Source organism: Streptococcus sp. NLN64, assembly GCF_015831295.1.
In the GTDB taxonomy this organism is placed as follows: domain Bacteria; phylum Bacillota; class Bacilli; order Lactobacillales; family Streptococcaceae; genus Streptococcus.
On record NZ_JADXDQ010000021.1, the window covers coordinates 1 to 23,572 of the forward strand.

Consider the following 23,572-nt stretch of genomic DNA (forward strand, 5'->3'; position numbering starts at 1 on the left):
ATAAAGGGGAAATCCTTTTTTGTCTAGTCGAATGTTTCACCCAATGGGTGAAAAGCAAAACCTTCCAGAAACCCTGTGATCAATACGGTTTCTGGAAGGTTTTTAAGTTAGGTATGAATAATTTGGGAAGACTTATATGAGCAAGAAATAATACTCGAAATAGTTCGAAATCTGAAGAGGTAATCCGATGAAGACAGAACTAGGGGTTCGGTGAAGAGGATTAACACATTCAGATTTTAAAATGTAATGAGTGTAAGATTGGAAGAGGCGGGTTTCCCCCTCTTTTAATTTGCGTTAGTGACTATTTTGGTGAGTACAATATCTGCTAGTTTAAGTTTTCTATAATAAAACTTTAAGAATAATTTTAGTTCCCCTTGTTTTAATGAGGGAAACTAAAAAGGAAGGTCGTAAACGTATCGTTATTTTAAAGAACAATAAATCGAATAAACCAACATTAATATGGAAAAAGACGGGAACAGTCTTATTATCAAGTTTTGTTCTTGGAACAGGGCTTTTTGTCGGGACTAAAGAAGAGTCTAGAGAAGTTCTTGGACGGGTCTTGAATATACAATTCTTAGTGGGGGATACCGTTCAAGCTGAGGATAAATCTAATAGCAAAGAAAAAAAGGAACAGAAAACGGGCTCTAAAGCCGACGAGGATTCAGAAGAAGAAAAGGAAGCCAAGGGAAATTCTGAGGCAACGGAAGAGACGGGAAGTGTAAACAAGAAATCCCTTACGGATAGTGAAGATCCAAAATCGGATAATGAAAGAGAATCGGATAAGGAAATTGAAGAAGAAAAACCAACAGCTATTGTTCCGACATTCAATTACAACACCTCTGGAAGTTATCCGACAGGTCAATGTACCTGGGGTGTAAAGGTCATGGCTCCTTGGGTAGGAGATTGGTGGGGAAATGCCGGGCAATGGGCTGCAAGTGCTAGTCAGTCTGGGTTTGAAGTCGGCACGACTCCGAAACCTGGAGCGATTGCATGTTGGAATGATGGAGGTTATGGTCATGTTGCTCTCGTGGTTGAAGTAGAATCAGAGACCTCTATACAAGTGTATGAGTCTAATTTTAACGGCAATCTGTCCATTGCCAACTATCGTGGTTTTTTTGATCCAACGACGGCACAAGGAACCGTTTCTTATATCTATTTTAATGAATAAGCAGCTAAGGAGGCGATTTAGTTTAACAATCTTCGTGGTTACTAGGTGATTAGTGGACGAGATCGGCAGTTGTATAGAAAAATACGACGGATTTCGCCACTTGTTTTCTCATTCCATTTGTGCTACAATAGTTTGAATCAGTTGTCGTTTGTTTTCTACTGAAATCTTGTCCAGTAGGAAACCTACAGCAGTTAAATCATTCCGAAAACGAGTCGATTTAGCTGCTCTTTTTGTGTCTAATTTTAGTTTTCTTAAAAAATGTAATCTATTTTTAAATTTTCTAAAAATTAAAAAGGGCAATGGGGAAGCGGCCGGGACACAGGCTTGCGTTCAATAAAAAGAAGGAGTTAACAACTTGGCAGGACATGAAGTTCAGTACGGGAAACACCGTACACGTCGTAGTTTTTCAAGAATCAAAGAAGTTCTTGACTTACCAAATCTGATTGAAATTCAAACAGACTCATTTAAAGAATTCCTAGACCATGGTTTGAAAGAAGTATTCCAAGATGTACTTCCTATTTCAAACTTCACGGATACCATGGAATTGGAGTTTGTTGGATACGAATTGCGGGAGCCAAAATATACCTTAGAAGAAGCACGCGCCCACGACGCCAATCTTTCTGCTCCTATTTTTGTAACCTTCCGTCTTGTGAACAAGGAAACTGGCGAAATTAAAACGCAAGAAGTCTTTTTTGGAGACTTCCCAATGATGACCGAGATGGGAACCTTTATCATCAATGGTGCGGAGCGAATCATCGTTTCTCAGTTGGTACGTTCACCAGGTGTTTACTTCAATGACAAAGTCGATAAAAATGGAAAAGTTGGCTACGGTTCTACCGTAATCCCTAACCGGGGCGCTTGGTTGGAATTGGAAACGGACTCCAAAGATATCGCCTATACACGGATTGACCGGACTCGCAAGATTCCATTTACAACACTTGTGCGGGCACTAGGCTTCTCTGGAGATGATGAAATTATCGATATTTTTGGAGATAGTCCTTTGGTTCGCAACAGTTTGGAAAAAGATGTCCATAAAAATCCAATGGATTCACGGACAGACGAAGCTCTTAAAGAGATTTATGAGCGCTTGCGTCCAGGAGAACCAAAAACGGCGGAATCCTCTCGTAGCCTCTTGATTGCTCGCTTCTTTGATCCACGTCGGTATGATTTAGCAGCAGTCGGACGTTATAAGATCAACAAGAAGCTTAACGTTAAAACACGCCTCTTGAACCAAACCTTGGCTGAGCCGTTGGTCGATGCCGAAACAGGAGAAATCCTTGTGGAAGCTGGGACAGTGATGACGCGTGAATTAATTGAGCAATTGACGCCTCAATTGGATGGGGATCTTAATAAGATTGTCTACATTCCAAATGATTCAGCAGTCTTGACAGAACCTGTTGTACTTCAAAAATTCAAGGTTGTATCCCCAGTAGACCCAGATCGTGTGGTGACCATTATCGGAAATGGGAACCCAGACGAGAAGGTTCGCACCGTAACGCCAGCAGATATTTTGGCTGAGATGAGCTACTTCCTCAATCTTTCTGAGGGAATGGGTCGAATTGATGACATTGATCACCTTGGAAACCGCCGGATTCGGACGGTAGGTGAACTTTTGGCCAACCAAGTGCGTCTTGGTTTGTCTCGGATGGAGCGAAATGTCCGTGAGCGTATGAGTGTTCAAGACAACGAAGCTCTAACTCCACAACAAATCATCAACATCCGTCCAGTAACTGCGGCCATTAAAGAATTCTTTGGATCTTCTCAATTGTCCCAGTTCATGGACCAACACAACCCCTTGTCTGAGTTGTCTCACAAACGTCGTTTGTCTGCCTTAGGACCTGGTGGTTTGACACGTGACCGTGCGGGTTACGAGGTTCGGGACGTGCACGCAACTCATTACGGTCGGATGTGTCCAATCGAGACTCCTGAGGGACCAAACATTGGTTTGATCAACAACTTGGCTTCCTATGGTCACTTGAATAAGTATGGTTTCATTCAAACTCCATACCGTCGCGTAGACCGTGAAAAAGGCTTGGTAACCAACGAGATTGTTTGGTTAACTGCCGATGAAGAAGATGAGTACATTGTGGCTCAATCGAACTCTCCATTGGATGCAGAAGGACATTTCACAACAGATATCGTTATGGGACGTCACCGCGGGAATAACCAAGAGTATGCAGCGAGCTCTGTAGACTTTATGGATGTTTCACCGAAACAGGTCGTTGCGGTAGCGACTGCATGTATTCCTTTCTTGGAAAACGACGACTCCAACCGTGCCTTGATGGGGGCTAACATGCAACGGCAAGCGGTGCCATTGATTGATCCGAAAGCTCCTTACGTTGGAACCGGTATGGAATATCAAGTGGCCCACGATTCAGGAGCTGCAGTCATTGCCAACCACGACGGTACTGTTACCTATGCCGATGCTGATCGTGTTGAAGTTCGCCGTGAAGATGGATCCCTTGACGTTTATAAAATTACAAAATTCCGTCGTTCCAACTCTGGTACGGCCTACAATCAACGCACCTTGGTTAAGTTGGGTGATAAGGTTGAGAAAGGCGATTTCATCGCCGATGGACCATCCATGGAAAATGGGGAAATTGCCCTAGGACAAAACCCTATCGTGGCCTACATGACCTGGGAAGGTTACAACTTCGAGGATGCGGTTATCATGAGCGAGCGCTTGGTCAAAGACGATGTCTATACTTCCGTGCATTTGGAAGAATACGAGTCAGAAACTCGTGATACCAAGTTAGGCCCTGAAGAAATTACACGCGAAATTCCAAACGTTGGACCAGACGCTCTTAGCCATTTGGATGAAATGGGAATTGTCCGTATCGGGGCAGAGGTGAAAGAAGGAGACATCTTGGTTGGTAAGGTGACTCCAAAAGGAGAAAAAGACCTTTCAGCAGAAGAACGCCTGCTTCATGCCATCTTTGGAGACAAATCTCGTGAAGTTCGTGACACCTCTCTTCGTGTACCACACGGAGCGGATGGAGTTGTTCGAGACGTTAAAATCTTTACCCGTGCAAACGGTGATGAGTTGCAATCCGGTGTCAATATGTTGGTGCGTGTCTATATCGCTCAAAAACGGAAAATCAAGGTTGGGGATAAGATGGCCGGACGCCACGGAAACAAAGGGGTTGTATCCCGTATTGTTCCAGTGGAAGATATGCCATATTTGCCAGATGGAACTCCAGTTGACATCATGTTGAATCCACTTGGGGTGCCATCACGGATGAACATCGGTCAGGTTATGGAACTTCACCTTGGTATGGCCGCTCGTAACTTAGGTATTCACATCGCAACACCAGTTTTCGATGGAGCAAGTTCAGAAGACCTTTGGGATACGGTTCGTGAAGCTGGAATGGACTCAGATGCCAAAACCATTCTTTACGATGGTCGCACTGGTGAGCCATTTGACAACCGTGTTTCTGTTGGGGTCATGTACATGATCAAGCTTCACCACATGGTTGACGATAAACTTCACGCTCGTTCTGTTGGACCATACTCTATGGTTACGCAACAACCATTGGGTGGTAAAGCTCAATTTGGTGGACAACGGTTCGGTGAGATGGAGGTTTGGGCTCTCGAAGCCTATGGCGCATCCAACGTCCTTCAAGAAATTTTGACCTACAAATCAGACGATGTAAACGGACGTCTTAAGGCCTATGAAGCGATTACCAAAGGTAAACCAATTCCAAAACCGGGTGTTCCGGAATCCTTCCGCGTTCTTGTCAAAGAATTGCAATCTCTTGGTCTTGATATGCGTGTCCTAGATGAGGATGATCAAGAAGTAGAATTGCGTGATCTGGACGAGGGTGATGATGACGATATCATCCATGTTGATGATTTGGAAAAAGCACGTGAAAAAGCTGCGAAAGAAGCAAAAGAGGCTTTTGACGCAGAAGAATCAAAATAAGTGAACCAAAAAAGAAAGGTAAGATAGAGTGGTTGATGTAAATCGTTTTAAAAGTATGCAAATCACACTCGCTTCTCCAAGTAAGGTCCGTTCATGGTCTTACGGAGAAGTCAAAAAGCCGGAAACCATTAACTACCGGACCCTAAAACCGGAGCGGGAAGGACTTTTTGATGAGGTTATCTTTGGTCCAACTAAGGACTGGGAGTGTGCCTGTGGCAAATACAAACGGCTCCGTTACAAAGGCATCATCTGTGACCGCTGTGGGGTAGAAGTGACGCATGCCAAAGTGCGTCGGGAACGCATGGGGCATATTGAATTGAAAGCACCAGTGTCTCACATCTGGTATTTCAAGGGTATCCCAAGCCGAATGGGCTTAACCTTGGATATGAGCCCACGGGCCTTGGAGGAAGTCATCTACTTCGCGGCCTATGTGGTGATTGATCCGAAAGAAACGCCATTAGAGCACAAGTCCATCATGACTGAACGCGAGTACCGGGAAAATCTTCGTCGTTATGGTTCAGGCTCCTTCGTCGCAAAAATGGGAGCAGAAGCTATCCAGGACTTGTTGAAACAAGTAGATTTGGAAGCAGAAATTAAAGAGTTGAAAGCAGAACTGAAGTCTGCAACAGGGCAAAAACGGGTCAAGGCTGTCCGTCGTTTGGACGTCTTGGATGCTTTCCACAAGTCTGGTAATAAACCGGAATGGATGATTCTCAACATCCTTCCGGTTATCCCACCAGATCTTCGTCCGATGGTTCAATTGGATGGTGGACGTTTTGCGGCCTCTGACCTGAACGACCTTTACCGTCGAGTTATCAACCGGAACAACCGTTTGGCACGTCTCTTGGAGCTGAACGCACCAGGAATCATTGTTCAAAATGAAAAACGGATGTTGCAAGAAGCGGTTGATGCCTTGATCGATAACGGTCGTCGTGGTCGTCCAATTACTGGACCAGGAAGCCGTCCATTGAAATCTTTGAGCCACATGCTGAAAGGGAAACAAGGGCGTTTCCGTCAAAACTTGCTTGGTAAACGGGTAGACTTCTCGGGTCGTTCCGTAATCGCGGTTGGTCCAACTCTTAAAATGTATCAATGTGGTGTTCCACGTGAAATGGCGATTGAGCTCTTTAAGCCATTTGTAATGCGGGAAATTGTGGCCCGTGATATTGTGCAAAACGTGAAGGCTGCTAAGAAATTGGTTGAACGTGGCGATGAGCGTATCTGGGACATTCTTGAGGAAGTTATCAAAGAACATCCGGTTCTGCTGAACCGCGCACCAACCCTTCACCGTTTGGGGATTCAGGCCTTTGAGCCAGTTCTAATCGATGGGAAGGCGATTCGTCTGCACCCACTTGTCTGTGAGGCCTATAATGCCGACTTTGACGGGGACCAAATGGCGATCCACGTTCCGTTATCTGAGGAAGCACAAGCTGAGGCTCGTATCTTGATGTTGGCTGCTGAGCACATCTTGAATCCAAAAGATGGTAAACCAGTTGTTACCCCATCTCAGGATATGGTTTTGGGGAACTACTACCTGACCATGGAAGAAGCCGGTCGTGAAGGTGAAGGCATGATCTTCAAGGATGCGGACGAAGCAGTCATGGCTTGGCGCAATGGTTTGGTCCATGTTCACACACGGGTTGGGATTGCAACCGATCAGTTGAACAAACCATGGACTGAAAACCAACAAGGTAAGATTATGATTACGACTGTTGGTAAGATCTTGTTTAATGCCATCATGCCAGCAGAATTGCCTTACTTGCAAGAGCCAAACAATGATAATTTGGTCAATGGTGTGCCGGATAAATACTTCTTGGAACCAGGTCAGGATATTCATGCTGTCTTGGCAGAACTAGAATTGAACGTTCCATTCAAGAAGAAAAATCTGGGGAACATCATCGCTGAAATCTTTAAACGTTTCCGGACAACAGAAACATCTGCACTTTTGGACCGTCTGAAAGATTTGGGTTACTACCACTCAACCTTGGCTGGTTTGACTGTGGGGATTGCCGACATCCCAGTTATTGCGAATAAGGAAGAGATTATTGAAGCTTCACATGAACGCGTTGAACAAATCTCTAAACAGTTCCGCCGGGGTATGATTACCGATGATGAGCGGTACAATGCGGTTACGGGCGAGTGGCGTGCAGCCAAAGAGCGTTTGGAGAACGAATTGACTGCTAGTCAAGATCCAAAGAACCCGATCGTTATGATGATGGACTCTGGTGCCCGTGGTAACATCTCCAACTTCTCCCAGTTGGCGGGTATGCGTGGTTTGATGGCTGCTCCGAACGGACGGATCATGGAATTGCCAATCTTGTCTAACTTCCGTGAAGGTTTGTCTGTCTTGGAAATGTTCTTCTCCACTCACGGTGCGCGTAAGGGTATGACCGATACGGCCTTGAAGACTGCCGATTCAGGTTACTTGACCCGTCGTTTGGTTGACGTTGCGCAAGATGTCATTATCCGTGAAGACGACTGTGGTACTGATCGAGGTCTCTTGATTCGTTCGATTACAGACGGTAAGGAAATGATTGAATCCTTGGAAGAACGCTTAGCTGGTCGTTATACTAAGAAAACCATCAAGCATCCTGAAACAGGAGAAGTCTTGGCCGGTCCAGATGTCTTGATTACAGAAGACATGGCTCGTGCTATTATTGCAGCTGGCGTTGAAGAAGTAACCATTCGTTCTGTCTTTACATGTAACACCCGTCATGGTGTCTGCCGTCATTGTTACGGAATCAACTTGGCTACCGGTGATGCCGTCGAAGTTGGTGAGGCAGTCGGTACTATCGCCGCTCAATCCATCGGTGAACCGGGTACTCAGTTGACCATGCGGACCTTCCACACAGGAGGGGTTGCTTCCAATACCGATATCACCCAAGGTCTTCCTCGTGTCCAAGAAATCTTTGAGGCACGGAATCCAAAAGGGGAAGCTGTTATTACTGAAGTCAAGGGTGAAGTTGTGGCGATTGAAGAAGATGCTTCAACACGGACTAAGAAAGTCTTTGTTGAAGGAGAACTTGGTAAGGGCGAATATGTGGTTCCATTTACAGCCCGTATGAAGGTTGAAGTTGGAGACCACGTAGCACGTGGTGCGGCTCTTACTGAAGGTTCAATCCAGCCTAAACACTTGCTTGCGGTTCGGGATGTTCTTTCCGTTGAAACCTATCTCTTGGCAGAGGTTCAAAAAGTTTACCGCAGCCAAGGGGTAGAAATCGGCGACAAACACATCGAGGTAATGGTTCGTCAAATGATCCGTAAAGTACGGGTTATGGATCCAGGTGATACAGACCTTCTGATGGGAACACTTATGGATATTACAGACTTCACCGATGCCAACCGTGATGTCTTGATTTCTGGTGGAGTCCCAGCGACAGCACGTCCAGTCTTGATGGGAATCACCAAGGCTTCCTTGGAAACCAACTCCTTCCTATCTGCGGCTTCCTTCCAGGAGACAACCCGTGTTCTTACAGATGCGGCTATCCGTGGTAAGAAAGACCATCTTCTTGGACTTAAGGAAAATGTTATCATCGGTAAGATTATTCCTGCTGGTACAGGGATGGCCCGTTACCGCAACTTGGAACCGAAAGCAGTCAATGAAATTGAAACCATTGAAGACTTAATGGCTCCAGAATTGGAAGTGGAAAAAGAAACCATTGTCGAAGATATGACAGTAGATTAATCCGTTTATGAAAGGTCGGTTTTGAACCGGCCTTTTTTTAAGTTTAAATCCTTTCATTCCCAGTTGAAATTGTGTATAATATCTTCTAAATAAGGGGAATCAGCTTATGTACCAAGTAGTAGAATTATACGGTGATTGTGAGCCTTGGTGGTTAACAGATGACTGGCAGGAAGATACAATCCACAGAGAAACATTTAAAAAATATACACAAGCCCTTACATACTTTGAGGAAAAGTGCCGCCAGTATAAGCAGCAATACCCAGAGATTCGACGTGAGGGAGAGACCATGGCCGCCTTTTGGAAGGAAGGCGAAGAACGCTGGTGTGAAGAGTGTGGAGACTACCTCCAACAGTATCATTCCTTAGCCCTTGTTCAGAACGGGAAAATCTTAGGAGATCTCTCCTCTCTTACTTTGGAGGGTTTTCTGCCTCAAAATGCCCACTGTCAATTTGGACAGGGTGTCAAACGCGCGTAGAGATGGGTCTAGTCGGATAGTTGTACCGGTAGGCCTTTTTTTTGTAAAGGAGATTTGAATGGCTGTTCAATTATTAGAAAGCTGGTTGCTCAAGGAGCAGGCTAACATCCAAAATAAATACAGGGATTTGAATACTCTCTGCTTGAAGGATCCTCAAGTGATTTTTGCTGGAGATTCGATTGTGGAGTATTTCCCTTTAGCGGAGCTTTTGGACACGACCAAGACCATTGTCAACCGAGGGATCCGTGGTTACCAATCTAGCCAATTATTGGAGCATCGCCAGCTTCATTTTTTTGGGGAAAATTTGGAGACGATTGTATTGTTAATCGGGACCAATGATTTAGGAAAAGAAGTGCCCTTTGAGCAGACCTTGGCTAATCTTGAGCAGCTACTCTACCTTTTGCAACATGACTTCCCATTAGTGGAAATCAAGCTGCTTTCCATTTTACCTGTATATGAAAGTCTGGAAACCAAGGGGACCCTCTATACACGGACAAATCGGGCAATTGATCAGATGAATCAAGCCTATCAAGAATTGGCCCTACGTTATCCTCAGGTGGAATTTGTAGATGTGGGGACCTGTCTACGAAACGAGTTGGGACAACTGCGGGAGGACTGCACAACGGACGGCTTACATCTAACTGTAGCGGGTTATGCTCGTTTGGCCAAAGAATTGCAAGGGATGCTGTAGATAATGGGAAGACTGGCTTGGCAGATGGAGGAGACTCTGCTATAATGGGAACATTATGAAAAAGTTAATGACTGATAAAAATCGACAAGACATTCGTTCTATTGTCTTTGCGGCCATCTGTCTGGCCTTTGTTCTCTATGTTGCAAATCTTTGGCAAGGTTTCCAGTACCTTCTGGGTGTTTTTTCTCCGATTTTGATTGGAGCGGGCCTGGCCTTTGTATTTAATGTTCCCATGAAGAAGATTGAGGGTAAATTGAAGCAGTGGAAGGTTTCTAAAGGCTTGCTTCGGTCTCTAGCAATCAGCTTGGTTCTCCTTCTTTTCCTCTTCATTGTGACTGGAGTCGTAGCGATTATTGTACCAACACTGGCGGTCTCCGTTAGTCGTTTGGGACATACGATACAGACGGTTATTCCTCAGATTGGTTCCTGGCTGGCTTCAACAGGTTTGCTCAACTCTGAACAGTTGACAGACATCTCTTCTTATTTAACAGATAGCGGCTTAATCAATAAGGGTGCTCAGTTCTTGACCAATTTGACAGGGAATCTTTCAGGGATTTTGGGCAATGTCTTTACGGTTATGATGGCTCTCTTCCTCATGTTTGCGATGTTGGGCAGTAAGGAACACCTGGCTTCCATCACCAATCGGATCTTGGATGTGACCCTTCCTAAGAAAGTTGGTGATCGTCTCCGCTATGTTGGTTCAGTGATGGTGGAAACCTATGATGGTTTCTTGATGGGGCAGTTGATAGAGGCCTTTATTATCGGTTTCCTGGTTTTTGGAGCCTATAGTTTGGCGGGTTTACCCTATGCTTCCATGACGGGAGTGCTGGCGGGAGTCCTTTCCTTTATACCTTATATTGGCCCTTTTGCCGCCTGTGGATTGGGAGCGGTCTTTATCTTTACCATTAGTCCTTGGCAAGCCCTTCTATCCATTGTGGTCTTCCAACTGGTTCAATTGGTCGAGGGTAATTTGATTTATCCACGCGTGGTTGGTTCACAAGTCGGCTTGCCGAGTCTATTTACCTTAGCTGCGGCCTTGGTTGGTGGAAATCTTTTTGGCTTGGTTGGAATGATTTTCTTTACGCCAATTTTTGCGGTGATTTACCGTTTAGTAAAAGAAATGGTTGAAGAAAAGGAGCGGCTTCTTACTGAGAAAGAAGGCGAAGGATAATTTGAAAAGGGCTTGGATGGATATCCGGCCCTCTTCGTTTTTCAATAACCAGGAAATAGTCTGATGGAACATTTTGGGTTATTCGTGTAATTTTTTTGTAAAAAAATAGTGTAGTACCCTTTTAAACTGGTCGTGAATATGCTACACTGATAAGAAGTTATATTATAGTTAGGGAGGTTGTCTAAAATGGTAGAATCGAATTTTCGCGAATATGCCAAAAAAGACAAGGAATATTTAGTTAAGGATATCGAGGCGTTACGGTTGAATATTGGTGCGTCCATTCATGAGTTTAGTAAGGAAATGGATGTATCCATGGACACTTATTTTTCATGGAAATATGGCCGCAGTTTTCCAAATCCAAAATCTATTGAAAAAATTGTTTCTTTCATGGAAAGTGACAAGCCTGAGAAGCTAAGGGAAGAAATTCGTCACCGGAAGGAAGAAATTCGTCAACGTCGCTTGGGCCGTAAGAGTACACGCGAGTGGACTGCTGAAGACCTTGAACGGGCACAGAAGTTTCTTAATGAAATAGCAGAGTTTCAGAAAGATTACAAATTTAATGAATCTGAATTGTTATTAGTTTTGAAAATCACGCAGAATACTTGGGAAAAATGGTCAGAAGGCATGAGTTTGCCATCTGTTGGAAAGATGTTTGATTTGCGGGACCGCATGAGGACTTATCGAAAAGAGAATCCAATTAAATAAACAATAAGCGTGAAGAATTGGGGTGAAGTATCTCCAATTCTTTTTTGTCTCAGAAAAAGGTATAATAAAATTCAGTAAGGAGGAGTGATATATGAGGTTTTTTGAAAAGTCGCAGAAATTGGAACATGTAGCCTATGACATTCGGGGACCAGTTTTGGAAGAGGCTATGCGGATGAGGGCTAATGGAGAACAGATACTGCGCTTGAATACGGGAAATCCTGCCGAGTTTGATTTTAAAGCTCCGGATGAAGTTATTCAAGATTTGATTTTGAATGCTCGAAACAGTGAAGGCTATTCTGATTCAAAGGGGATCTTTTCGGCGCGGAAAGCAGTCATGCAGTATTCCCAGCTCAAGGGCATCCCCGATGTGGACATCGAAGATATTTTCATTGGGAACGGGGTTAGTGAGCTGATTGTGATGTCCATGCAGGGTCTTTTGGATAATGGTGATGAGGTCTTGATTCCGATGCCGGACTATCCTCTCTGGACTGCGGCAGTTAGTCTGGGGGGCGGAACCCCTGTCCATTATCTCTGTGATGAGGAAGCGAACTGGTATCCAGATATGCAGGATATTCGCTCTAAGATCACGGAACGAACAAAGGCTATTGTAGTCATCAACCCGAATAATCCCACAGGATCTCTTTATCCACGGGAGGTGCTGGAGGATATTGTTCAAATTGCGCGTGAACACAATTTGATTATTTATGCGGATGAAATTTACGATCGCTTGGTCATGGATGGGAAGGAACATATCGCCATTGCCAGTTTGGCACCCGATCTATTCTGTGTCAGCATGAATGGTTTGTCCAAGTCTCATCGCATTGCTGGATTCCGTGTGGGCTGGATGGTTTTATCCGGTGAGAAGAAGCATGTGCGGGGATATATTGAGGGTCTAAACATGTTGGCCAATATGCGCCTCTGCTCCAATGTTCTCGCCCAGCAGGTAGTGCAAACGTCATTGGGAGGCTATCAGTCTGTTGATGAGTTGCTTTTGCCAGGGGGACGCATCTATGAACAGCGGAATTTTATGTACGAGGCCGTGAATGCGATCCCAGGCTTGTCAGCAGTTAAACCGAGTGCTGGTCTCTATCTCTTCCCTAAAATCGATCGGAATATGTATAAGATTGATGATGATGAACAGTTCGTTCTAGACTTTTTGAAGCAAGAGAAGGTATTGCTCGTGCATGGACGGGGCTTTAACTGGAAAGAACCAGATCATTTCCGCATTGTTTACCTCCCTCGAGTAGAAGAGCTGGTCCAGGTTCAAGAAAAAATGGAGAGATTTTTAACCCAATATCGTTATTAGTTTCCATTATTTAGAAAATTCTGATACAATAGGAAAAGAATAATGAGGTGAACTATGGCAACGTTATTGCAAAAAACGACAAGGATTACTTCTATTTTGAAGGGATCCTATGAGCAATCCCATGATGAGATGCCTTTTGCATCGATTGCTCAGCGCTTGTCGGAAATCATTGATTGTAATTCCTGTATCATTAATAGCCAAGGTGATTTACTTGGCTATTTTATGCGCTATAAGACAAATAATGACCGGGTAGAGGGTTTCTTTGAAAGCCGTAAACTTCCGGAAGTCTATGCTAAGGAAGCTAGTTTTGTGTATCAAACCGAGGCAAACCTAGATGTGAATTCAGATTTGTCGATTTATCCAGTTGAGACCAAAGAGAATTATCCTGATGGGGTGACGACGGTTGCGCCTATCCATATCACAGGTATTCGTTTGGGTTCCTTGATCATTTGGCGGAACGATCAGCCTTTTAACGAGGATGACTTGATTTTGGTTGAAATAGCCAGCACAGTAGTAGGCTTGCAGATGCTTAACCGCCAACGGGAAATTGACGAAGAGAATATCCGCCGTCGCACTACGGTGAGCATGGCGGTCAATACCCTTTCCTATTCTGAATTGCGGGCTGTGTCTGCTATCTTGGAAGAATTGGGGGGGAGTGAAGGTCAATTGACAGCGTCCGTTGTCGCAGACCGAATTGGAATTACCCGAAGTGTTATTGTCAATGCCCTTCGGAAATTAGAATCAGCCGGTGTCATCGAGAGCCGCTCTCTCGGTATGAAAGGGACTTATCTCAAAGTTTTGATTCCGGATGTTTTTGAAGAAATTAAGAAAAGAGAGTTTTAATGACCAAAGCAGTCTTATCCATTGATTTTACAAGGGATTTTGTGGCATGCGACGGAAAGCTAACGGCAGGTCGACCAGCGCAAGCCATTTCAGAAGCCATGGCAACTGTCAGTCAAAAGGCTTGGGAGGCTGGAGGTTATGTCTTCTTCATGATCGATGAGCATTTGGAAGGAGACACCCATCATCCGGAAAGCCAACTTTTCCCGCCTCATAATATTCGTGGGACTGAAGGACGCTTTCTGTACGGACCGTCTAAAGAATTTTTTGAAGAGCACCAGGAATCTGACCGCGTTTTCTGGATGGACAAGCATTATTACTCTGCCTTTGCAGGCACGATGCTGGACATCTATTTGCGGGAACGTAAGGTTGATACTCTGGTTTTGACAGGGGTGCTCACAGACATCTGTGTGCTCCACACAGCTATCGATGCCTACCAAAAAGGTTATAAGATTGAAATTGTCACGGATGCAGTAGCTAGCATCACCGACGAGCAGCACCAATTTGCCCTGGAGCATATGAAAAATGTTTTGGGAGCCCAGTTGCTTTCATCCGCGGAATTGGAGTTTTAAAATAGAGAGTCGGCCAGAACAATTTTCGCAAAAAAATGTTCGTTACAAGTCATTATTTCAAGTTGTAAGCTAAAACGATTTATCCCCAAATCGACCCCGCTCTTTTTATTGTTGGGCTCAGGTATAAACAGTCTCTTCACAGACTGTTTGTATCACCTCCGGTCTAAAGTCATGGTGAATGCCTATAGCGTTTATAGATGACATGAACGGAGCTCATGTCAACGTTGATTAGGTTGTTTTCAGACTTGAAAAGTGCTGAAAACACCAATCAACCACTGCATCAACGGGATTATACTATTTAAAATAGGAAGGTTGAGATTTTTGTCTCAACCTATTTTTCACGCCTGAAATGTGGTAAAATAAGGAAGATTTACATGGAACCTTAAAGGAGACAGAATGAAGATTTCACATCAAGAAGTGGCTCATGTGGCCAATCTATCAAAATTAGCCTTCACTGCGGAAGAGACAGAGAAGTTTGCGACGGATCTTACTAAGATTGTCGATATGGTTGAAATGTTAAATGAATTGGATACAGACGGGGTTGCTGTGACATCCTCAGTTGTAACCCAGGTTAACGTTCTTCGTGAAGACCAAGCCCAAGCGGGATGGAATCGAGAAGAGTTATTTGAAAATGTACCTGAAAAAGACAAGGGCTTCATCAAAGTTCCAGCCATTTTCGAAGAGGGAGGCAGCAATTAATGAGATTGCAAGAACAAACCATCGACCAATTACACGAGCTTTTGGTCAAAAAAGAGATTTCAGTTGAAGAATTGACCCAGGAAACCTTGACAGATATTCAAGAACGGGAAGCAGCACTGGGCAATTTCATCACGATTAATGATGAGAAAGCTTTGGAACAAGCTCGTGCTTTAGATGCTAAGGGTGTAGATGCCGACAATGTATTAAGCGGGATTCCTGTAGCAGTTAAGGATAACATCTCTACTAAAGGAATTTTGACGACTGCGGCATCAAAAATGCTCTACAACTATAAGCCGATTTTTGATGCGACTAGTGTTGAAAATCTCTATAAAAAGGAGATGATCGTGATTGGGAAAACCAACATGGATGAATTTGCCATGGGAGGTTCCAATGAGACATCCTATTTCAAACCAAGTAAAAATGCTTGGGATCAAAACAAGGTGCCAGGAGGTTCCTCTGGTGGTTCTGCCTCAGCTGTGGCGGGAGGGCAAGTCCGCTTGTCCTTGGGGTCTGATACAGGAGGTTCGATTCGTCAACCGGCAGCCTTTAATGGAATTGTGGGGATGAAGCCGACGTATGGCCGAATTTCACGTTTTGGTCTGATTGCCTTTGCATCTTCCTTGGACCAAATTGGTCCATTTGCACCAACCGTTCGAGAAAATGCGCACTTGCTTGGAGCTTTGTCTGGTCATGATCATCGGGATGCAACGTCTGCACCTCTTGCTGTTCCAGATTTCACCAGTAAGATTGGTCAAGATTTGACCGGTATGAAAATCGCTCTTCCTAAAGAGTATATGGGTGAAGGGATTGATCCAGCGGTTAAGGAACAAATCTTGGCTGCTGCTAAGAAGTTTGAAGAGCTGGGCGCGCGTGTGGAAGAGGTGAGTCTTCCCCACAGTCGCTATGGTGTAGCCGTTTATTACATCATTGCCTCTTCAGAAGCCGCATCCAATCTTCAACGTTTTGACGGTATTCGTTATGGATTTAGAGCAGAAGATATCGAAAATCTTGAAGACGTCTATGTGAAGACACGGAGCCAAGGTTTTGGAGACGAGGTCAAGCGTCGGATTATGTTGGGGAACTTCAGTTTATCATCTGGTTTCTACGATGCCTACTTCAAGAAGGCTGGTCAGGTGAGAACTTTGATTATTGAGGACTTCAAGAAAGTTTTTGCAGGATATGACCTCATTATGGGACCAACTTCTCCAACGGTTGCCTTTGATTTGGGAAGCCGGATTGAGGATCCCGTTTCAATGTATTTAGCAGATCTCTTGACTATTCCAGTAAACTTAGCAGGTCTACCAGGAATGTCCTTGCCAGCCGGCTTTGCGGATGGCCTACCAGTTGGCCTGCAGTTGATTGCCAACCATTTCCAAGAAGAAACCTTGTATCAGGCTGCTGCAGCTTTTGAAGCTGCAACTAGTTACCACCTAGAAAAACCAGCGATTTTCGGAGGAGTTAAGTCATGAATTTTGAAACCATAATTGGATTGGAAGTCCACGTGGAATTAAAAACAGCTTCCAAGATTTTTTCACCAGCTCCTGCGCATTTTGGTGAGGATCCAAATGCCAATACCAATATTATTGACTGGGCTTTTCCAGGAGTTTTGCCAGTCTTGAACAAGGGTGTTGTGGATGCTGGAATTAAGGCGTCCCTAGCTCTTAATATGGATTTACATCGGGACATGCATTTTGACCGTAAAAATTATTTCTATCCTGATAATCCCAAAGCCTACCAAATCTCTCAATTTGATGAACCGATTGGCTACAATGGTTGGATTGAGATTGAATTGGAGGATGGTTCCACCAAGAAAATCCGTGTAGAACGGGCGCATTTAGAAGAAGATGCGGGAAAAAATACTCACGGAACGGATGGCTATTCTTATGTAGACTTGAATCGCCAAGGGGTTCCGTTGATTGAGATTGTTTCGGAAGCGGATATGCGGAGTCCAGAAGAAGCCTATGCTTACTTGACTGCTCTAAAAGAAATCATCCAGTATACTGGTATTTCTGATGTCAAGATGGAAGAAGGGTCCATGCGGGTGGATGCCAATATTTCTCTTCGACCATATGGACAAGAAGCTTTTGGAACCAAAACAGAATTGAAAAACCTCAACTCCTTTAACTATGTGCGTAAAGGGTTGGAGTATGAAATCAAACGCCAGGCCGAAATTCTACGCTCAGGTGGTGTGATTCGACAAGAAACTCGCCGCTATGATGAGGCAACTGGTGAAACCATCCTCATGCGGGTCAAGGAAGGTGCAGCGGATTACCGCTATTTCCCAGAGCCAGATCTTCCACGAGTTCAGTTGGACGATGCTTGGATTGAAGCAGTTCGTCAAGAGTTACCAGTCTTTCCTAAGGAACGTCGCCAACGTTACCGTGATGAGCTTGGTTTGAGTGACTATGATGCCCGTCAATTGACAGCCAACAAATTTCAATCGGACTTCTTTGAAACAGCAGTGGCTCTAGGTGGAGATGCGAAACAAGTCTCCAACTGGTTACAAGGAGAAGTGGCTCAATACCTAAATGCGAATGGTCAAAGTTTGGAACAAATTGCCTTGACTCCAGAGAATTTGGTGGAGATGATTGGCTTGATTGCGGATGCGACGATTTCATCTAAGATTGCCAAAAAAGTCTTTGTACATCTGGCCAAAAATGGCGGGTCAGCGCGTGAATATGTTGAGAAAGCCGGCTTGGTTCAAATTTCTGATCCAGCAGTCTTGATTCCAATCATTCACCAAGTCTTCCAAGACCAGCCTGCAGCGGTGGCAGACTTCAAGTCAGGCAAGCGCAATGCAGATAAGGCCTTTACTGGCTTCCTGATGAAGGCAACCAAGGGACAAGCCAACCCACAAGTGGCCCAAGCCCTTCTCAAAGAAGAATTGCAAAAATTATTAGAAGACTAAGACTTTGGAAGGTCGAGATACTGTAATCAGTATCCCGACCTTTCTCTTGGTTTTGGAAATATTCATGGAAGGAGTATATGTGGAAAAGAATAAATTGGGAAGGGCTTCGATTTCGTCCCTCTTACGGCAATTGGTCATCCCGGCGGTGATTGCCAATGTTGTCAACGCCCTCTACAATATTGTGGATCAGATTTTTATTGGTCAGGGGATTGGTTATTTAGGGAATGCGGCAACCAATGTGGCTTTTCCTTTAACGACCTTGTGTTTGGCATTAGGGTTGATGTTAGGGTTAGGAGCTGCGGCCCGCTTTAACTTGGAGTTGGGGCGTGGAAACAATGCCTTAGCCAAGAAAGTCATGGGGAATGCCTTTGCGATACTTGCGGTAGTGGGTCTCCTCTTGTGTCTAGTCCTGCAAGTTTTCCTGGGACCACTGTTGACTCTTTTTGGGGCAACGGACAGTATCTATGATTTAGCCTTGACCTATACCAGTGTGTCTATTTGGGGAGTTCCCTTTTTGTTATTTGCTATTGGGGCGAACCCCTTGGTTCGGGCGGATGGTTCCTCTACCTATTCGATGGTGTCGATTATTTCAGGGGCAGTTGTAAATACCCTACTAGACCCTCTGTTTATTTTTAGCTTTGGTTGGGGGATGGCTGGTGCTGCTTGGGCAACGGTTCTGGGGCAATTGGTTTCAGCCTTGATTTTAGCGTTTTACCTTCCTCGTTTTAAGAGTGTGCAGCTCCAGCGGGAGGATTTCCATCTGCAGAGGTCTTTGGTTGCTTCCTTTGCTTCTTTGGGAATGGCGTCCTTTATTTTCCAATCCTCCAACTTGTTGGTGCAGATTGTGACCAACCAGTCCCTTCGCTTTTATGGGGAGACCTCGGTTTATGGGAGTGAGATTCCCATAGCGGTGGCTGGGATCGTGGCTAAAATTAATGTCATTATGATTTCTCTGATTATTGGGATAGTTCAAGGTTCCCAGCCTATTTTGAGTTTCAACTATGGAGCGGAAAATTGGGATCGGGTGCGGGAGACCATTCGGATTGCCATTGCTTGGGTGTCTGTCATTGGTGTGGGGACCTGGTTGGCTTTTGAAGGGTTTCCTTATGAGTTTTTAGCTTTGTTTGGATCGGGGAGTGATGCCTATTTTGAATTTGGGATTGCCTATATGCGGGCCTTTTTCCTCTTTTCTTTTGTGAATGGGGTGCAAATTTTTTCAGCTACTTATTTTCCAGCTATCGGTCAAGCTAAGATGGGAGCTAAGATTTCTCTTCTCAAGCAACTGGGGTTGATTTTACCGCTCCTCTTGCTGATGCCGCGCTTTTTCGGGGTTGCGGGACTAGCCTACGCTATGCCTCTAGCTGATTTCATTGCCTTTGTGGTCGCGGGTTACGCCTTGTGGAAAGCTTATCATCAACTTGGCTTTCCTTTTGAAGCAAAAGATGGGGATGTGGTATAATGGAAACTAGTACAGTGGAAAATGGAGTAGCTTGTGTCAATTGAGCAATATAAGCCGGATTACACGGTTGAAGCGGTCTATGATATCGCGGTAGAAGATTTGAAAAAATTGGGAATTGAAGCGGTTTTGGTTGATTTGGATAATACCTTGATTGCATGGAATAATCCCGATGGAACCACTGAGATGAAGAACTGGTTGCATCAAGTACAGGATGCGGGTATTCGGATTATGGTGGTTTCCAATAATACCAAGAAACGGGTTACGCGAGCCGTTGAGAAGTTCGGGATTGGCTATGTCTATTGGGCTTTAAAACCCTTTGCCTTTGGCATCAACCGTGCCTTAGCCAAGCTTGGGGTCGATCGGTCCAAGGTGGTCATGGTCGGAGATCAATTGATGACCGATATTCGGGCAGCTCATCGGGCTGGGATTCGGTCGATCTTGGTCAAGCCTTTGGTCCAACACGATTCCATCAATACCAAGTTTAACCGGGCTCGGGAACGTCGTGTTCTTAAAAAATTGGAAGAAAAATACGGCCCAATGAAATTTCACAAAGGATTGTAAATGCAAGAAACATTATTTTGTATCGGCTGTGGTGCCGAAATTCAAACAGGGCAGAAGGAGAAAGCGGGTTTCACTCCGCCTTCAGCCTTGGAGAAAGGGTTGGAAACTGGGGAACTTTACTGCCAACGTTGCTTCCGCCTTCGTCATTACAACGAAATTAGCGATGTGGAGTTGACGGATGAGGACTTTCTTCGTCTCCTGCACGAGGTTGGCGATAGCGATGCTCTGGTGGTTAATGTTATCGATATCTTTGACTTTAACGGATCGGTTATCCCTGGTTTGTCACGGTTTGTATCAGGCAATGATGTTCTGCTTGTTGGAAATAAAAAGGACATTTTGCCAAAATCGGTTAAGGATAAAAAATTATTGCGATGGTTGACCGAGCGAGCTCATGAAGAAGGTCTACGGCCGATTGAAGTCCAATTAACCAGTGCACAAAACAAGGAAGCTATTAAAGACTTGATCGAGAAAATCGATCGTTACCGCAAAGGCCGTGATGTCTATGTGGTAGGGGTGACCAATGTAGGAAAATCCACTCTAATCAATGCCATTATTCAGGAATTGTCAGGGGATAAGGATGTGATTACAACCAGTCGTTTCCCAGGGACAACCCTGGATAAGATTGAAATTCCTTTAGAAGATGGCCGCTTTATCTATGATACCCCTGGAATCATCCATCGCTACCAGATGGCCCATTATCTGGAAGGTAAGGATTTGAAATTAGTCAGTCCGAAAAAGGAATTAAAGCCTAAAACCTACCAACTCAATCCAGAACAAACACTGTTCTTTGGTGGATTAGCCCGTTTGGATTTTGAAGCTGGCGATCGCCAAGGCTTTACAGCTTATTTTGAGAACGAACTGACCATCCATCGAACCAAACTAGCCGGAGCAGATGCCTTTTATGACAAACATGTCGGAGATCTATTGCAGCCACCAAGAAAGAAACAGGTGGATACTTTCCCAAGACTGGTACCCCACAATTTGACCATTACGGAGAAGAGCGATGTGGTCTTTTCAGGTTTGGGATGGGTCCGCATCCCACAAGCAGCTCGTCTAGTTGCCTGGGCACCTGAAGGAGTTGCCGTTTTGGTACGCCCAGCTATTATTTAACCCATATTTGATTTTTTTAAAATTTAAATACTCGAATCTTTCAAAGAGTTGTCTAGAAAAGCCGATGAAGATTGTTCAACAGGTCTGAGAGACCTGTTGAATATTATCGATAAAGCGTACAGGGCACGTAATCAAAAAGTTCATCAAAGAGGCTTGACAAAGTCAGATTTTGAAATTCAATGTGTATAGTCTTTTAGTTTGCTTTTAGTACAAGGCAGCGAGTCGCAGGTAGAACTAAAGTACGGCAAGACGAGCTAACACAGTAATAAAAGATAAACTAAAAGAGTATATCAAAGAAATAACTAGGAAACTGACGAAGCTAGACTTTGAAATTTGAAGAGTATTAAGGAGAATTATGTCACTAACAAGCAAACAAAGAGCCTTTTTGAAGGCTGAAGCACATCATATGAAGCCTATTATCCAAATTGGAAAAAATGGTTTGAATGATGAAATCAAGACTAGCATCCGTAATGCCTTGGATGCGCGTGAATTGATTAAGGTCACTCTGTTGCAAAATACAGATGAAAATATTCATGACGTTGCAGAAACTCTGGAAGAAGAAATCGGGTTGGATACCGTCCAAAAAATTGGTCGTATTCTCATTCTCTTCAAACCTTCTGCTAAAAAAGAAAACCGTAAACTGTCCATTAAAGTTCGTGAGGTTTAAAAAGGAGAAACGATGGCACTTGAACTAGTCACACCTTTCACCAAGGTTGCTTTGCAACCGGATTTACCAGAAAAGAAACGCAAACAAGTCGGGATTTTGGGAGGGAATTTCAATCCCGTCCATAACGCCCACCTTTTAGTAGCGGATCAGGTGCGGCAGCAGTTGAGTTTGGACCAGGTCTTACTCATGCCAGAGTTTATTCCCCCTCATAAGGATAAAAAAGAAACCATTGACCAGCACCACCGTTTAATGATGTTGGAATTAGCCTTGAATGGAAAAGAAGGTTTAGGGATTGAACGTTTGGAATTGGAACGTAAGGGGATTAGCTACACCTATGACAGTATGAAAATCCTAACGGAAGCGAATCCAGACACGGATTATTACTTTATTATCGGAGCGGATATGGTGGAATACCTTCCTAAATGGCATCGTATTGATGAGCTCTTGGAATTGGTACAGTTTGTTGGTGTCCAACGTCCCAAATACAAGGCGGGAACCTCCTATCCGGTTATCTGGGTTGATGTCCCACTAATGGATATTTCCTCCAGCATGGTTCGTGATTTTATCGCAGCAGGCCGTGAGCCGAACTTTCTGCTACCGGAGCTGGTTTGGAACTACATCAAACGTGAGGGCTTGTATAAATGAACTATGCTGCCTATCTCCCCTTTGACAGAGATGATTTGTTGGAACGCTTAGAGCAAACCCTCAGCCCTCATCGTTATCAGCATGTCTTGAATGTCGAAAAAGCTGCCATTCAATTGGCAGAAGCTTATGGTCAGGATCCTATCAAGGCTGGTTTGGCTGGGTTGCTACATGATTACGCCAAGGAAAAGCCGGACAGCTATTTTCAGCAGCTGATTCAAGAACGGAATTTAGATCCAGATTTGCTGCAGTGGGGAAATAATCTGTGGCATGGCTATCTTGGGATTTATGCCATACAAGAGGAACTTGGTCTGGAGAATCCAGAGATTCTAGAAGCCATTCGTGTTCATACCATCGGTAAAGCAGAGATGTCGCCCTTGGATATGATTCTCTATGTGGCGGACTATATCGAAGAGGGTCGGAATTTTCCTGGTGTTGAGGAAGCAAGGCGGATCGCTTTTTCTTCTCTGGAAGGGGGAGTGGCTTATGAAACAGCCGAGACTCTTTCTTTTTTAGCTAAAAAAAGAATTCCTATTTATCCTCAAACCTTAGAAACTTACAATGCATACAGACACTTTTTAGAGAGGTAAAGAATGGAAGAAAAACAATTATTAGAACTTGTTGTGAAAGCTGCAGATGAAAAACGGGCGGAGGATCTTGTTGCCTTAGATGTTCAAGGGGTGACGAGTGTGACAGATTATTTTGTGGTTGCTAGCTCCATGAACAGCCGCCAATTAGAAGCAATTGCAGATAATGTCCGTGAAAAAGCCCAAGAAACGGGTCTAGAAGTCGGTCCTCTTGAGGGCAACGTAGCCAGTGGCTGGGTTCTTTTGGATTTGGGAGCTGTGGTTTTCCATGTCTTTTCAGAGGAAGTTCGCAATGATTACAATTTAGAAAAATTGTGGCATGAGGCTGAAATGGTCGACATTTCTAGCTATATAGATTAAAAAAGTGAAAGAGGGAGGGCAGTGTTTGGAAAAAACAGGTTGTC

At 44.4% G+C, this 23,572-nt stretch carries 19 protein-coding genes and 1 pseudogene; all 20 read left to right on the top strand.

Annotated elements, in window-relative coordinates; translation table 11 throughout:
- Nucleotides 1-817: 817 nt before the first annotated feature.
- A pseudogene (locus I2503_RS09605) lies at nucleotides 818-1,168 on the top strand (CHAP domain-containing protein); the annotation flags it as partial.
- Between the two features lie 355 nt (nucleotides 1,169-1,523).
- Nucleotides 1,524-5,090, top strand: a complete 3,567-nt coding sequence (gene rpoB, locus I2503_RS04540) for a DNA-directed RNA polymerase subunit beta (RefSeq protein WP_196967180.1) — start codon at nucleotides 1,524-1,526, stop codon at nucleotides 5,088-5,090.
- A gap of 28 nt (nucleotides 5,091-5,118) precedes the next feature.
- Entirely contained in the window at nucleotides 5,119-8,775 is a 3,657-nt protein-coding gene (gene rpoC, locus I2503_RS04545; RefSeq protein ID WP_196967181.1) for a DNA-directed RNA polymerase subunit beta', read from the top strand.
- A 106-nt stretch (nucleotides 8,776-8,881) separates the two neighbouring features.
- Nucleotides 8,882-9,250 (top strand): DUF1033 family protein, encoded by a 369-nt coding sequence (locus tag I2503_RS04550; RefSeq protein WP_196967182.1) that lies wholly within the window; start codon nucleotides 8,882-8,884, stop codon nucleotides 9,248-9,250.
- Between the two features lie 58 nt (nucleotides 9,251-9,308).
- Nucleotides 9,309-9,941: an SGNH/GDSL hydrolase family protein gene (locus tag I2503_RS04555; RefSeq protein ID WP_196967183.1), complete on the top strand. Its 633-nt coding sequence runs from the start codon at nucleotides 9,309-9,311 to the stop codon at nucleotides 9,939-9,941.
- 55 nt (nucleotides 9,942-9,996) lie between these two features.
- Nucleotides 9,997-11,112 (top strand): AI-2E family transporter, encoded by a 1,116-nt coding sequence (locus I2503_RS04560; RefSeq protein ID WP_247644681.1) that lies wholly within the window; start codon nucleotides 9,997-9,999, stop codon nucleotides 11,110-11,112.
- Between the two features lie 186 nt (nucleotides 11,113-11,298).
- A complete protein-coding gene (locus tag I2503_RS04565) occupies nucleotides 11,299-11,817 on the top strand; it encodes a hypothetical protein (protein ID WP_196091618.1) in 519 nt (172 codons plus the stop codon).
- Nucleotides 11,818-11,908: 91 nt separating this feature from the next.
- The gene (locus I2503_RS04570; protein ID WP_196091617.1) at nucleotides 11,909-13,123 is read left to right on the top strand and encodes a pyridoxal phosphate-dependent aminotransferase; all 1,215 of its coding nucleotides are present in this window, start codon (nucleotides 11,909-11,911) and stop codon (nucleotides 13,121-13,123) included.
- Between the two features lie 54 nt (nucleotides 13,124-13,177).
- Nucleotides 13,178-13,966 carry a GTP-sensing pleiotropic transcriptional regulator CodY gene (codY, locus tag I2503_RS04575; protein ID WP_196091616.1) on the top strand — a complete coding sequence of 263 codons (789 nt, stop codon included), beginning with the start codon at nucleotides 13,178-13,180 and terminating at the stop codon, nucleotides 13,964-13,966.
- Nucleotides 13,966-14,535, top strand: coding sequence for an isochorismatase family cysteine hydrolase (locus I2503_RS04580; RefSeq protein ID WP_196091615.1), 570 nt, complete (start codon nucleotides 13,966-13,968; stop codon nucleotides 14,533-14,535). Before codY ends, I2503_RS04580 begins: the two co-directional genes overlap by 1 nt.
- A gap of 396 nt (nucleotides 14,536-14,931) precedes the next feature.
- The gene (gene gatC, locus I2503_RS04585; protein WP_196091614.1) at nucleotides 14,932-15,234 is read left to right on the top strand and encodes an Asp-tRNA(Asn)/Glu-tRNA(Gln) amidotransferase subunit GatC; all 303 of its coding nucleotides are present in this window, start codon (nucleotides 14,932-14,934) and stop codon (nucleotides 15,232-15,234) included.
- Nucleotides 15,234-16,703 (top strand): Asp-tRNA(Asn)/Glu-tRNA(Gln) amidotransferase subunit GatA, encoded by a 1,470-nt coding sequence (gene gatA / locus I2503_RS04590; protein ID WP_196967184.1) that lies wholly within the window; start codon nucleotides 15,234-15,236, stop codon nucleotides 16,701-16,703. Before gatC ends, gatA begins: the two co-directional genes overlap by 1 nt.
- Nucleotides 16,700-18,142, top strand: a complete 1,443-nt coding sequence (gene gatB / locus I2503_RS04595; RefSeq protein ID WP_196967185.1) for an Asp-tRNA(Asn)/Glu-tRNA(Gln) amidotransferase subunit GatB — start codon at nucleotides 16,700-16,702, stop codon at nucleotides 18,140-18,142. Before gatA ends, gatB begins: the two co-directional genes overlap by 4 nt.
- Before the next feature lie 79 nt (nucleotides 18,143-18,221).
- Nucleotides 18,222-19,601: an MATE family efflux transporter gene (locus tag I2503_RS04600; RefSeq protein WP_196967186.1), complete on the top strand. Its 1,380-nt coding sequence runs from the start codon at nucleotides 18,222-18,224 to the stop codon at nucleotides 19,599-19,601.
- Between the two features lie 33 nt (nucleotides 19,602-19,634).
- Nucleotides 19,635-20,162, top strand: a complete 528-nt coding sequence (locus I2503_RS04605) for a YqeG family HAD IIIA-type phosphatase (RefSeq protein WP_196091610.1) — start codon at nucleotides 19,635-19,637, stop codon at nucleotides 20,160-20,162.
- On the top strand, nucleotides 20,163-21,272 hold the full coding sequence (gene yqeH, locus I2503_RS04610) for a ribosome biogenesis GTPase YqeH (protein WP_196967187.1): 1,110 nt from the start codon (nucleotides 20,163-20,165) through the stop codon (nucleotides 21,270-21,272).
- Nucleotides 21,273-21,627: 355 nt separating this feature from the next.
- Complete coding sequence (yhbY, locus tag I2503_RS04615; protein ID WP_196967188.1) at nucleotides 21,628-21,939, top strand: ribosome assembly RNA-binding protein YhbY; 312 nt, start codon at nucleotides 21,628-21,630, stop codon at nucleotides 21,937-21,939.
- A 12-nt stretch (nucleotides 21,940-21,951) separates the two neighbouring features.
- On the top strand, nucleotides 21,952-22,584 hold the full coding sequence (locus tag I2503_RS04620) for a nicotinate-nucleotide adenylyltransferase (protein ID WP_196091607.1): 633 nt from the start codon (nucleotides 21,952-21,954) through the stop codon (nucleotides 22,582-22,584).
- Nucleotides 22,581-23,171, top strand: a complete 591-nt coding sequence (yqeK, locus tag I2503_RS04625; RefSeq protein ID WP_196967189.1) for a bis(5'-nucleosyl)-tetraphosphatase (symmetrical) YqeK — start codon at nucleotides 22,581-22,583, stop codon at nucleotides 23,169-23,171. The genes I2503_RS04620 and yqeK overlap by 4 nt, the downstream gene beginning before the upstream one ends.
- Before the next feature lie 3 nt (nucleotides 23,172-23,174).
- Entirely contained in the window at nucleotides 23,175-23,528 is a 354-nt protein-coding gene (gene rsfS, locus I2503_RS04630) for a ribosome silencing factor (protein ID WP_196967190.1), read from the top strand.
- Nucleotides 23,529-23,572 lie beyond the last annotated feature (44 nt).